Here is a 12,603-nt window from a genome sequence, read left to right as displayed (position 1 = left end):
ACGCAATAGCTATTGCGTCCGCGCCAGGTTATTGCGCCCGCGGCGACCCGGCGCGACCCGGGCCGCCTCAGGTGCTGGCGGTGGTGCCGGGCCGCGGCCGCGTCGTCGATCAGATGTCGTCGTCGATCAGATGTCGAAGTACATCTCGAACTCGTGGGGGTGCGGGCGGAAGCGGATCGGGTCCACCTCGTTCTTGCGCTTGTAGTCGATCCACGTCTCGATGACGTCCTGGGTGAAGACGTCACCTTCGAGCAGGAACTCGTAGTCCTCCTCCAGCGCGTCCAGCACCTCGGGCAGCGAGCCGGGGACCTGCTTGATCTCCGCGTGCTCCTCCGGGGGCAGCTCGTAGAGGTCCTTGTCCACGGGCTCCGGCGGCTCGATGCGGTTCTTGATCCCGTCGAGGCCGGCCATCAGCTGCGCGGCGAAGGCGAGGTAGGGGTTGCAGGACGGGTCCGGGATCCGGAACTCGATGCGCTTGGCCTTCGGCGACGCACCGGCGATCGGGATCCGGATACACGCCGAGCGGTTGCGGGCGGAGTAGACCAGGTTGACCGGCGCCTCATACCCCGGCACGAGGCGGTGGTAGGAGTTGACGGTCGGGTTGGTGAACGCGAGCAGCGCCGGCGCGTGCTTGAGCAAGCCGCCGATGTACCAGCGCGCCAGGTCGGACAGGCCGCCGTAGCCCTTCTCGTCATAGAACAGCGGCTCGCCGTTCTTCCACAGCGACTGGTGGGTGTGCATGCCCGAGCCGTTGTCGCCGAAGATCGGCTTCGGCATGAAGGTCGCAGCCTTGTTGTTGCGCCACGCGGCGTTCTTGACGACGTACTTGAACTTCATCATGTCGTCGCCGGAGTGCAGCAGGGTGTTGAACCGGTAGTTGATCTCCTGCTGGCCACCGGAGGCGACCTCGTGGTGGCTGCGTTCGACGACGAGCCCGACGTCCTTCATGAGCAGGCAGATCTCGTCGCGGATGTCGGCGAAGTGGTCGACCGGCGACACTGGGAAGTAGCCCCCCTTCATGCGCGGCTTGTAGCCGAGGTTGCCGCCCTCCTCGACCTTGCCGGTGTTCCACACGGCGGCCTTGGAGTCGAGGTAATAGAACGACTCGTTGGCCGAGGTCTTGAAGCGCACGTCGTCGAAGAGGAAGAACTCCGCCTCGGCGCCGAAGTAGGCGGTGTCGGCGATCCCGGTCGACTTCAGATAGGCCTCGGCCTTCGCCGCGATATTGCGCGGGTCCCGGCTGTAAGGCTCGTCGGTGAACGGGTCGACGATCGAGAAGTTCATGATGAGCGTCTTCTCGACGCGGAAGGGGTCGATATAGGCCGTGGCCACGTCCGGCAGCAGCTTCATGTCCGACTCGTGGATCGCCTGGAAGCCGCGGATCGAGGAGCCGTCGAAGGCCTGACCGACCGTGAAGAAGTCCTCGTCCAGGGACTCGGCCGGCACATTGAAGTGCTGCATGATGCCGGGCAGGTCGCAGAAGCGGATGTCGACGAACTTGACGTCCTCATCCTTGATATAGGACAGGACCTCGTCAGCAGAGCTGAACAACGGAAATACCTCCTGATGAGGATGGAGTTGGGCGCGTGTCGCCGCACCCGTGCGTTGCTCCGACACTAAACGAGCCGGATTAACCGAGATTCACTGCGTTGTTTCCGGCGTGTTACGTGAGACGCGTGTCTCGCATCGCGATACGACCGTATGCCGCGTGCTCGCGGCGGCGCTTTGGCGCGGCCCGGTCGGCGCGTGCTCGCCTCAGCGGCCGCGCAGCTGCCGGCGGTCCATCCGGGCCTTGGTCGGGTCGACCCCGGCTGGAAGGCCCTGGCGGATGCTGGGCAGTGACTTCAGGCGGCGGTTGACGGCCGACATCTCGTCGTTCGTGAGCACAGGCTTGAGCTTGGTCAGGGTGCGCGTCAGCTTCTTGACGTCGACCTGCTCCTCACCCTCACCGACATACAGGCTGTGGACGGGGACGCCGGGGGCGACCCGGTTGACCTTCTTGACTTCCTTCTCCATCAACCGCTTGGCCCGGGGCAGCGGGCCTTCGCCGATGAGGACGACCCCGGCCTTGCCGAGGGCGCGGAAGATCATCGCCGCGTTGGCGATCTCCTGGGGGCGGGCGGCGTCGGCGGCGACGGGCTCCTGGTCGTAGTACCAGCCGCGACGCAGCATCGACAGCGCGCCGATGGTCTGGCCGGCCTTGCCCGCCATCGCCCCGAAGGCCGCGCGCTCGCCGCGCCGGGAGAGGGTGATCATCGCGCCCATCGCGGCGATCGGGAAGCCGATGAAGCCTAGATAGATGGGGTGGTTGATCAGGAAGCCGATCCCGACAAACAGGCCGAGGATGAGCAGGAACACCCCGAGCATCCACCAGCCGATCTGCGGGTCGAATCCCTTGACCGCCTTGTAGACGGTAGGGATCTGCCGCAGGGCGGCGAAGCGCTTCTTCTTTTCGGGTGCGGCTGCCGCGGTGTCCTTACTGGCCATGATCGCCAAGGATACGGCCGGTGGGAACGCGCGCCAGCAGGCTCGCCGCCTCCTGCCGCGCGGGGGCGGCGTCGGCATTGTCGAGGTGCGACAAGTGCTCCGGTATGGCGCGCCCCCACCTCCGCATGGCACTCGCCCACAGCCGCCCCGCCCGATAGGAACTGCGCACGAGCGGCCCGGCCATGACCCCCTTAAAGCCGAGGTCCTCGGCATACGTGCTCCAGTGCACGAACTCCTTCGGCTTGACCCACCGGTCGATCGGGTGGTGCATGGGGGAGGGGCGAAGGTACTGGGTGATGGTGAGGATGTCGCAGCCGGCGGCATACAGGTCCTCGATTGCCTGCGCGATCTCCTCTTCCTGCTCACCCATGCCGAGGATGAGGTTGGATTTGGTGACGAGTTCGGCCTCGCGCGCCATTGTCAGGACGCGCAGCGACTTCTCGTAGGTGAACGCCGGCCGGATGCGCTTGAAGATGCGCGGCACCGTCTCGAGATTGTGCGCGAACACTTCGGGGCGCGCCTCGAAGACCTTCCCGACCAGCTCGGGGACCGCACCAAAATCGGGCGGCAGGATCTCGACGCCGGTGTTGGGGTTGAGGGCGTGAATCTGCCGGATGGTCTCGGCATACAGGCTCGCCGCGCCATCTGGCTGGTCGTCGCGGGCGACGCCGGTGACCGTCGCGTAGCGCAGCCCCATCGTCGCCACCGATTCGGCGACGCGCCGAGGCTCGTCGAGGTCAAGGGCCTGGGGGCGGCCGGTGGCGATATCGCAGAAGTCGCACCGACGGGTGCAGGTGTCGCCGCCGATGAGGAAGGTTGCCTCGCGGTCCTCCCAACACTCGAAGATATTGGGGCAGCCGGCCTCCTGGCACACGGTGTGCAGGCCTTCGCGTTTGACCATCGAGTGGATCTCGGAATACTGCGGCCCCATTTTGGCGGTCGTGCGGATCCACGACGGCTTCTTCTCGATGGGGGTTTGGGCGTTGCGAGCCTCCACGCGCAGCAGGCGTCGGCCGTCAGGGGCGATCGTCACCCGGCAAGCCTACGCCGCGCGGTTAGGGTGGACGTCCGGCGCAACCTACGAGACGGGACCGGGACATGGCATTGCTGACCGTGGACTTCTTCGCCGAGACTCTGCAGGTCGGGACCTCGATGAATGTCGTTCTGCCCCAGCCCACTGCCGAGCAAGTGGGCGTGGATGCCTCGAGCATCGCCACCGACTTCCCGCTGCTCTATCTCCTGCACGGGTTGTCCGACGACCACACGGCGTGGGTGCGCTACACCTCGATCGAGCGGTATGCCGCGGCGCGCGGTATCGCCGTCGTCATGCCGGCCGTCCATCGCAGCTTCTATGCCAACGAGCGGTCGGGCCACGCCTACTGGGACTTCATCAGTGCCGAACTGCCCGCGATCGTCGCCAACTTCCTCAAGGTCAGCACCGATCCTGCCAAGACTTTCGTGGCCGGGCTGTCGATGGGCGGCTATGGCGCGCTCAAGCTCGCGCTGAACTTCCCCGACCGCTACGCGGCCGCCGCGAGCCTGTCCGGCGCCGTGGATATGGCGACGTTGATGCAGCGCGAAGACCGCAAAGACGAGATCGGCGGACGCGTCTTCGGCGGCGCCCTCGACGCTAGCGAGGACCTCCACGGCCTCCTGGCCGGGTCCGCGGCACCCCCGCTGTGGATCGGGTGCGGCACCGAGGACCTGCTCATCGAGCACAACCGACGGTTCGTCGACGCGGCTCGCGAGGCTGGCCTGACGGTGACCACGGACTTCTCGCCGGGGGAGCACGAATGGGGGTTGTGGGACGCCCAACTGCCGGCCGTCCTCGACTACTTCGCAGGGCACCTGCCCTAACGACCGAACAAGCCTGGCGGCGGCTCGGGCGACAACTCGCCCTCCACGAACGGGGCAACCCCGGCGAGCAGCCGAGCCACCTCCGCCCCAGACCGTATGCCGCATGGCGGGCTCGCCCGCCCCACCCCTCGATCCAGGGCAGCCGGGTCAGGATGCGCACCACCCACCAGAACGGCATTGCCGAACCGGCGCCCCTTGAGGATGTCGTGCGTGGCCAGCAGCGCCACCGGCTCAAGGCCCGCCGCGGCGAAGGTCGCGGCGCAGCGCCGCACGAATGCCAGCCCGGGAGCATCCGCGAGGTTGGCCACGACGATCCCCGCGCCGCGCAGCACCCGGCGCACCTCCCGGGCGAATCCCGCGGAGGTGAGTTCGGCGGGGACGCGGCCCGCGGCATACGCATCCAGAATGAGCACGTCCGCGCTGGCAGCGGCGAGTCCGGCGACGCCAGCGGCACCCGCCATCGGACGCACGCGAATCCGGTGGTCCCGAGGCAAGGGCACGCGATCGCGCACCGCGTCGGTGAGCGCGGCGTCGGGCTCGAAGACGATCTGCGGTGAGCCGGGGCGAGTGGCGTGAACATAACGCGGGACAGTCAACCCGCCGCCACCGACATGGGTCACCGCGAGCCGACCCGCCGGGAGCGAATCGAGCACGAGCGCGATCTGGTGGACGTACTCGAAGGTGAGCAGCCCGGGGTCCCCCGGCGCCACATGTGACTGCGGCCATCCGTCGAGGAGGATCGTCACGCCATACGGATCAGACCGGAACTCGATGCTCACCCCGTCATGCTTACCCCGTCACGGCGGGGGCGAGGGTGAGGACATCGGTGAGGTGACGCTCGGCATACGGCAGCAACTCGGCGACGCTGACGCGGCGACCGGCTTCCCGCGAGAGCGAGCTCACTCCGGCATCGGCGATGCCGCACGGGACGATGATTTCCGACCAGGACAGGTCGGGGTCGGCGTTGAGGGCAAAGCCGTGCATCGTGACGTTCTGGCTGACGCGCACCCCAATGGCCCCGAGTTTGCGTTCTGGGCCGCGGTCATCAGCGGGCATCCAGACGCCGCTGCGGCCCTCGACGCGGCCGACCACCACGCCGAATTCGGCGCACATCCGGATCATTGCCTCTTCGAGCCGGCGCACGTGGGCGACGACATCGACGGGGGTCGGCAAGTGCACGATCGGGTAGCCGACCAACTGGCCCGGCCCGTGCCACGTGATTTTGCCGCCGCGGTCCACGTCGACGACCTTGGCGCCATTCCAGGGGCGCTCGTGCGGCTCGGTCCGCTTGCCGGCGGTGAAGACGTATTCATGCTCCAACAACAAAACGCTGTCGGGGAGGTCGCCAGCAACGACTTTGGCGTGCACCTCCCGCTGGTGCTCCCACGCCTTCTCATAGTCGACGAAGTCGGGATCGAAGCCGAGATATTCAAAGCGCATGCCTTCACCGTATGCCGCGCGCTCCCCCCGCGCACTCTCCTCGCCTCCTGACGTGGGGGGTTGTCGCAGGGCCCGACTACGCTGACGGCCCATGAGCGAGTATCAGGGACGACGTCGGGCGGCCGAGCCGGCCGCCGAGCGGAAACGGCGCGTCTCACCTCGCTGGTTGGGTCTGCTGGCGGTGCTGATCTGGTTCGTGATCGGCGGCGTCGGGGGACCGTTGGTGGGCCGGCTCGCCGAGGTTCAGAAGAACGACAATGCGTCGTTCCTGCCAGAAAGCGCCGAGTCGACCGAGGTCGCCAACGCCATCACCAAGTTCTCCCCCACCAACGAGATCCCCTATCTCGTCGTCATGGAGTCGGCTGGGCAGGCGGCTGCGGCCGAAGATCAGGTTGCCGCCACCACTTTCCTCGAGACAGTGCCCACCCTGCCGCTGCCGAAGCTCGGGTCAGGCAAGACGGTCGGTGACTACCTCGCTGGCCCGGTCAGCTCGCCGATACCGAGCCAGGACGGCACCGCTTTGTTGGCGATCGTCAACCTCGATTCGGCCAAGGCCGATGACACGATCAATGGCACGACGCCGCTCTTCGAGACGGCCGAAGCCCTGCGGCTCTCGGCCGCCCAAGTCTTCGAGGGAAGCTCGATCAAGGCGTATGTCGGCGGTCCGGGCGGTCTGTTGGCTGACCTGGTGACGGCGTTCGGCGGCATTGACGGCATCTTGCTGGCCGTGGCGTTGGGTGTGGTGCTCGTCATCCTGTTGATCGTCTATCGCAGCCCGATCCTGCCCTTTGCCGTGCTGATTTCAGCGGTGTTCGGCTTGGCCTTGGCGGCGTCGGTGATCTTCCCGCTGGCGAAACACGACGTGATCGACTTGAGCGGCCAGTCGCAGGGGATCTTGTCGATCCTCGTGGTGGGGGCGGCGACCGACTACGCGCTCTTGATGGTCAGCCGCTTCCGCGAGGCGCTGCACGACCACATCACGGCCTGGGACGCCATCCGCGTTGCCTGGCGCGGCGCGTTCCCGCCGATCATGGCCAGTGGGCTGACGGTCATCCTCGGCCTGCTCTGTTTGACGCTGTCCGACCTCGGCAGCACCAGCGGGTTGGGCCCGGTCGGTGCTCTGGGCATCGCCGGGGCCATGGCGACCGCGTTGACCTTCTTGCCGGGCGTGCTGTTGTTGGCCGGGCGACGAATCTTCTGGCCGGCGATCCCGCGGGTCGATCACGTCCACGCCGAGGACAAACTCGGCAAGCACGGCATCTGGGGACGGGTTGCCCGGATGGTGGGGCAGCACCCGCGGCGCACGTGGGTGACGACGGCGGTCTGCCTCGCAATTGCAGCGGCGTTCTTGCCGACCTTCAAGGCCGACGGCATCTCCTCAGATCAGTTGTTCCTCACCAAGGTGGAGTCGGTGACGGCCAACGAGGCGTTGGCGCGGCACTTCCCTGGGGGTGCGGGATCCCCGGTGCAGATCCTCGTGCCCGAGGCGAAGGCAACCGAAGTGATGACGGCGCTGAAGGCGGAGAAAGGGGTCAGCGACGCCTATGGCGCCGCGCCCGGCGCGCCGCCGAAGGCCGTCGATGGCGTGGCGCTGGTGCAGGCCACGCTGACCGACGAGGCCGACTCACCGGCTGCCCTAGAGGTCGTCCAGCGCGTCCGCGCCGACCTGCACGGCATCGACGACACCATCAAGGTCGGCGGCGGGACGGCCACCAGCCTCGATGTCCGCGACGCCACCAATCGCGACCTGCGGGTCATCATTCCCGCGATCCTGCTGGTCATCTTCGTGGTGCTGGCCGTCTTGCTCCGGTCGCTGGTCGCGCCGCTCATTCTGGTGCTGGCCAATGTGTTGAGTTTCGCCGCGACCATCGGCGTGGCGGCCCTGGTTTTCAACCACATCTTCGACTTCCCCAACTCCGACCCCTCGACACCCCTTTATGCCTTCGTTTTCCTCGTTGCGCTCGGCATCGACTATTCGATCTTCTTGATGACCCGCGTTCGCGAGGAGACGCCGGCGCAAGGGACGCGTCAGGCGATCCTGGTCGGGCTGGCCGTCACCGGCGGCGTGATCACCTCGGCGGGCATCGTGCTGGCCGCGACCTTCTCGGCCCTCGGCATCCTGCCCCTGCTCTTCCTCGCGCAGATTGCCTTCCTGGTCGCCTTCGGCGTGTTGCTCGACACGCTGGTCGTCCGCTCCTTGCTGGTTCCGGCCCTGGGCTATGACATCGGTGCCCGCATCTGGGCCCCGAGCGCGCTGTCCAAGGCCGACTGACCATGACGGAGGGTGGTGGGATGACCGACGATGGCGGGCTCGGACGGCCACGGGTCGGGATCTGCGTCCTGCCCGAGTTGCCGTGGGAGCAGGCGCGACATCTCTGGCGGCGCGCGGAGGACTACGGCTTCGACCACGCGTGGACCTATGACCACTTCACCTGGAGCGGGCTGCCCGATTCGCCGTGGTATGCCGCGATGCCCACCCTCACCGCGGCGGCCCAGGTCACCTCGCGCATCCCGCTCGGGACCTTCGTGTCCTCGCCCAACAACCACCACCCGGTGCAGTTCATCCGCGAGATCCTGGCGCTGCACGACATCTCCGGCGGGCGCTTCCTGCTCGGGGTTGGCGCCGGTGGCGACCGGGATTCCGCCGCCACCGGGCAGGCGATCACTGTGGGGGAGCGCACCCGGCGGTTTCGCGAGTTCGTCACCCTGACAGATCGGCTGCTGCGCGCCGATGGTGTCACCTGGCACGGAGACTACTTCTCCGCGGTTGACGTGGGCACCCGTCCCGGCCCCGTCAACACTACCGACCACGTCGGGGTGCCGCTGCTGATCGCCGGGAACGGGCCACGCGGCATACGACTGGCAGCGGAGCGCGGTGACGGCTGGATCACCTATGGCGGCAAGGCGACCACCGACGCCGACTGGTGGCGACTGGTGGCGGAGGCGGCGGATCGGGCGACCGAGGCGGAGGCCGGGGCCGGCCGCACTGAACCCCTGCGCCGCTACCTCGGTCTCGATTCGGCCCCGACCTACAGCCTGAGCTCGCTCGGGGCGTTCGAGGACGCCCTAGGGCGCGCGGGGGCGCTCGGGTTCACCGATGTGGTGACCTGCTGGCCGCGCCCGACGGCGCCGTACGCCGGGTCGGAGTCGGTGCTCGACGAGCTTGCCGCGCGGGTGTTGAGCCACTGATCTTGGCCGCCGACCGCGGCCCTGTGGATAACTTTCGCGGTCATTTCCCGATTTGCGCCACAGTTGGACAACGAGACGAGTTGATCCAGCAACGGCGTAGGGGGAGCAATGACCGCGGGGCACGGGGATGAGGCAGGGGCTCGGGACTGGCCGCAGGTGCCGGGATATCGCGTGGACCGCGCGGGTGATCGGGACGACGCCGGCGCCTGGTTCACGGCCCGGTCCGTCGTCACCCATGATGAGGTCCGTATCCGTCACGTGACGCAGCCCACAGCGCGAACGATCTGCGACGTGGGGGCGGCCAATCGGCTGGCGCCGGTTCCCATCGAGATCGTCGATCTCGGCGAGGCCGGCGTGGCAGCGGTCTACCCGATCGCCGAGGTCGTGACCTTGACCGATGTGTTGGCCGGGGTCGGACTGCTCACCGCCGGGCAGACGGCCACCGTGTGCCTCGGCGTGGCCGATGCGCTTCGCGGCGGTTGCGGGCACGGCGCCATCGGTCTCACGACCATCTTGCTCGATCGATCGGGCTGCCTTTGGGTCGGCGACACCGGCGTGGCACGGCTGCGTGGCGTGCGCGCCACCGCCCGCGACGACGCGAGCGCCCTGGCGCGGGTAGCCCTCATCGCGCTGTCCGGGCGCCCGCCCGAGGCGAGCCTGCTTGACGGCGCCCTCGACGGAGCGGACGACGCACCGCTGCGCACCCTGTTGGCGAAGTATGCCGCGCAGCCACCCGACGACCTCACCCTCGAGCGGCTCGTGCGGGACGTCTCGGCCCTGGTCCTACCCGAGCCACTTGCCCCGCCGGCCGATCTGTTCCCCACTCCGGTGATCGACCTGGCCGCGCGCTTGCGGGCAATGGCCACCGATCCTTCGTATGCCGAGGCTCCCGCCCCGCGTTCCCCCTCACGGCTCGCCCGTGGTCGGGCTTCTCGGGCAGGTCGCGTCGGCGGTCGCTCAGGGAGTGGTGGCAGCGGATCCGGCGCACCCCGGCGTCTGCCGCGCACACCGGATGCGTCGCCGACTCGCCCGGCAGCGGGACGTCCGGTCTTGGGTCGCTCGGCCGCGGGTCGACCCGCATCGGGTCGCTCGGCTAAGAGTCCGCGGACCGGGACGACGGGGGCGAAGGCGGTCTCCTTCCGCACGCTGGCACTCGGCGCCAGCGCTATTGCCGCGCTGATTGCCGCCGCCGCGCTCACCTTCGGCGGCGACCAACCATCGCCCTCGGTCGCCAACGCGCCCGGCGCGTCCTCGTCGAGCGGACCCCCGTCGGCAGCGGGAGCCGCAACCCCCACCCCCGGCACGTCGGCGCAGGGTGGCTCGACTCAGGTCGGCTCGGGTTCGACCGGCTCGGCGACGACGGGCGGGTCGCCCTCGCCGTCGGCCACCGACTCCGGCCCGGCGTCGCCCGCCCGAAAGTCAGCCCCGGACTCCAGCCCGGCGTCGTCGGCCCGCCCGTCAGCGGCCGTCGTCGCCGCCTCACGCGACCCGCTCAGCCCGGCTAATCGAGCCACGGCGCTTGCCCAGGATCTCGCCGACCTGCGCACGCGGGCCTGGGCCGACCTGGACGACGACATCGCGGGGCGACTCAATGTGGCCGGGTCGCCCGCAGCGCGAGCCGACGCGGCCGCTCTCGCCGCGGCGCGCCGCGCCGGCGTGACCTACGTGGGGCTCAGGTTCACGGTCGCCTCGGCCTCCGCGCGCGACGTGGCCACGACCGCGGACGAGGGCACGACGTCCGTGGCGTTGGACGTGCGGATGGCGGTCTCGGCATACGACATCGAGGACGGGGAAGGCGCACGCACCCACCGCCCGAAGGCGCAGCAACGCCTGCGCCTGATCGTCCAGTGGTCCGGGCAACGCTGGCAGATCGCCACCGTCGAGGACCTCTAAGCCCCGCGGACGCAATAACCCGCGGCGGACGCAAAAGCTATTGCGTCAGGCGGAGGTTATTGCGTCCGCGGTGGCCGAGCGGACGATCTCGGCCAAGGTCGGGTGCTGGTGCGCAAATCCCGCTTCGGTCAGGCGCGTCGGCAGCGCGCGCTGGCTCGCGGTGATCTCGCCCGCGAACTCCCCGACGACGATACGCACGGCGAGCGGGGGAGCGGGCAGGAACGCCGGGCGGCCCATGGCGGTGCCAAGTGCCCGGGCGATATCCCGCTGCCGAGCCGGCGCGGGACCCGTCAGATTGACCGGCCCGGTGAGGTCTGGCCGATCGATCAGGAAGGTCAACGCCGACACTTCGTCGGCCAACGAGATCAACGGCCAATAGAAGCGGCCCAACCCAATGGGGCCACCGAGGCCGAATTTGGTCAACCGGATCAGCGGTGCGAACGCCCCACCGGACGGACTGGCCACGATCCCCGTGCGGGCGAAGGCCACGCTCCCGCCCCGGTCTAGGAGCGGCTGGGCCGAGCCTTCCCATGCGCGCACGACCTCGCTCAGGAAGCCTGTGCCGGGGTCCGAGGTCTCGGTGAGAATCTCGTCCCCACGGTCGCCATAGATGCCGACGGCCGACCCATTCACCAGGCGTATGCCGCGCCCGCTCCCCTCGATGGCCCCCACCACGGCGCGGGTCGCGTCGACGCGGGAGCGGAGTATGGCGCGTTTGTGCTCAGTGGACCACCGTCGGTCGCCGATCCCCGCTCCGGCAAGGTTCACCACGGTGTCGATATCAGCCAGGCTCGCCGGGTCGAGAAGTCCCGTCGCCGGGTCCCAGCGGCGCTCGTCCGCCGACCTCGTCTCGCGGCGAACGAACCGAATGACGCGATCGCCGCGATCCCGAAGCGAGCGGGTCAGGGCCGACCCGATCAGGCCGCTCGCTCCGGTGATCGCAACGACCGTCATGCGCTAGGCCCCGAGGAAGCCCTCGAAGTTGCCGTCTTCCAAACGCTGCTTGACCGTGGTCAGGAAGCGCGCGGCGTCGGCACCATCGACGATGCGGTGGTCGTAGCTGAGTGCGAGATACATCATTGAGCGGATCGCGATCGTCTCCGACCCGTCCACCTCGACGACGACTGGTCGGCGGACGATCGCGCCCGTGCCGAGCATCGCCACCTGCGGCTGGTTGAGGATCGGGGTGTCGAACAACGCCCCACGGCTGCCCGTATTGGTGATCGTGAACGTGCCGCCGGCCAGGTCGTCGGGGGTGATCTTGTTGTCCCGCGTCCGCGCCGCCACATCGGCGATCGCCCGGGCCAGCCCGGCAATATTGAGGTCGCCGGCGTTCTTGACGACGGGAACGATCAGACCCTTCGGCGTGTCGACCGCGATGGAGAGGTTCTCCGAGCCGTGGTAGACGATGTTGTCGCCGTCGATGCTGGCGTTGACGCCTGGGTGCGCCTTGAGTGCCTCGACGGTGGCCAGCGCGATGAAGGGCAGGAACGACAGCTTCGTGCCTTCGCGCTGCTCGAAGTCACGCTTGGCCTTGTCGCGCACCCGCGCCACCTTGGTCATGTCGACCTCGATGACGGTCGTGAGCTGTGCCGACACCTGTAGCGACTCGACCATGCGCTGAGCGATGATCTTGCGCAGCCGCGACATCTTCTCGGTCGTGCCGCGCTTGTTGTCGCCAGCTGGGGCCGTCGCGGCCGGTGCCGGGGCGCTGGCCGGGGCCGGTGCTGCCGCGGG

11 protein-coding genes are annotated in these 12,603 nt (G+C 68.6%); 4 read left to right on the top strand and 7 right to left on the bottom strand.

Annotated features, from left to right (window positions below; genetic code table 11):
• Positions 1–126: 126 nt before the first annotated feature.
• The 3 genes from glnA to lipA all read right to left on the bottom strand — a co-directional run bounded on the left by glnA (position 127) and on the right by lipA (position 3,520).
• Entirely contained in the window at positions 127–1,551 is a 1,425-nt protein-coding gene (glnA, locus tag BN13_RS14190) for a type I glutamate--ammonia ligase (protein ID WP_048547910.1), read from the bottom strand.
• Positions 1,552–1,755: 204 nt separating this feature from the next.
• Positions 1,756–2,487 carry a DUF4191 domain-containing protein gene (locus tag BN13_RS14185; RefSeq protein WP_048547909.1) on the bottom strand — a complete coding sequence of 244 codons (732 nt, stop codon included), beginning with the start codon at positions 2,485–2,487 and terminating at the stop codon, positions 1,756–1,758.
• Complete coding sequence (lipA, locus tag BN13_RS14180; RefSeq protein ID WP_048547908.1) at positions 2,477–3,520, bottom strand: lipoyl synthase; 1,044 nt, start codon at positions 3,518–3,520, stop codon at positions 2,477–2,479. The genes BN13_RS14185 and lipA overlap by 11 nt, the downstream gene beginning before the upstream one ends.
• Before the next feature lie 65 nt (positions 3,521–3,585).
• Between lipA and BN13_RS14175 the strand changes: the two genes are divergently transcribed.
• Positions 3,586–4,344 (top strand): alpha/beta hydrolase, encoded by a 759-nt coding sequence (locus tag BN13_RS14175; protein ID WP_048547907.1) that lies wholly within the window; start codon positions 3,586–3,588, stop codon positions 4,342–4,344.
• On the opposite strand, the gene BN13_RS14170 is transcribed toward BN13_RS14175, so the two are convergent.
• Both BN13_RS14170 and lipB read right to left on the bottom strand, forming a co-directional pair.
• Positions 4,341–5,123 carry a spermidine synthase gene (locus tag BN13_RS14170; protein ID WP_235434060.1) on the bottom strand — a complete coding sequence of 261 codons (783 nt, stop codon included), beginning with the start codon at positions 5,121–5,123 and terminating at the stop codon, positions 4,341–4,343. The genes BN13_RS14175 and BN13_RS14170 overlap by 4 nt on opposite strands.
• Before the next feature lie 10 nt (positions 5,124–5,133).
• The gene (gene lipB / locus BN13_RS14165; protein ID WP_048547906.1) at positions 5,134–5,784 is read right to left on the bottom strand and encodes a lipoyl(octanoyl) transferase LipB; all 651 of its coding nucleotides are present in this window, start codon (positions 5,782–5,784) and stop codon (positions 5,134–5,136) included.
• Positions 5,785–5,875: 91 nt separating this feature from the next.
• On the opposite strand from lipB, the gene BN13_RS14160 reads away from it, so the two are divergent.
• The 3 genes from BN13_RS14160 to BN13_RS14150 all read left to right on the top strand — a co-directional run bounded on the left by BN13_RS14160 (position 5,876) and on the right by BN13_RS14150 (position 10,866).
• The gene (locus BN13_RS14160) at positions 5,876–8,056 is read left to right on the top strand and encodes an MMPL family transporter (protein WP_048547905.1); all 2,181 of its coding nucleotides are present in this window, start codon (positions 5,876–5,878) and stop codon (positions 8,054–8,056) included.
• Between the two features lie 20 nt (positions 8,057–8,076).
• Positions 8,077–8,973: an LLM class flavin-dependent oxidoreductase gene (locus tag BN13_RS14155; RefSeq protein ID WP_048549226.1), complete on the top strand. Its 897-nt coding sequence runs from the start codon at positions 8,077–8,079 to the stop codon at positions 8,971–8,973.
• A gap of 108 nt (positions 8,974–9,081) precedes the next feature.
• Positions 9,082–10,866 carry a serine/threonine-protein kinase gene (locus tag BN13_RS14150; RefSeq protein ID WP_048547903.1) on the top strand — a complete coding sequence of 595 codons (1,785 nt, stop codon included), beginning with the start codon at positions 9,082–9,084 and terminating at the stop codon, positions 10,864–10,866.
• A gap of 45 nt (positions 10,867–10,911) precedes the next feature.
• Here BN13_RS14150 and BN13_RS14145 read toward each other — a convergent pair whose 3' ends face one another.
• Entirely contained in the window at positions 10,912–11,820 is a 909-nt protein-coding gene (locus BN13_RS14145; protein ID WP_048547901.1) for a TIGR01777 family oxidoreductase, read from the bottom strand.
• A 3-nt stretch (positions 11,821–11,823) separates the two neighbouring features.
• A partial coding sequence (locus tag BN13_RS14140) for a 2-oxo acid dehydrogenase subunit E2 (RefSeq protein WP_048547897.1) occupies positions 11,824–12,603 on the bottom strand: 780 nt, incomplete at its 5' end.

Source organism: Nostocoides jenkinsii Ben 74, from assembly GCF_001046875.1.
GTDB lineage: Bacteria > Actinomycetota > Actinomycetes > Actinomycetales > Dermatophilaceae > Nostocoides_A > Nostocoides_A jenkinsii.
Note: the sequence above shows the minus strand (reverse complement) of the source record. Positions and strands in the feature narration are given on the sequence as shown.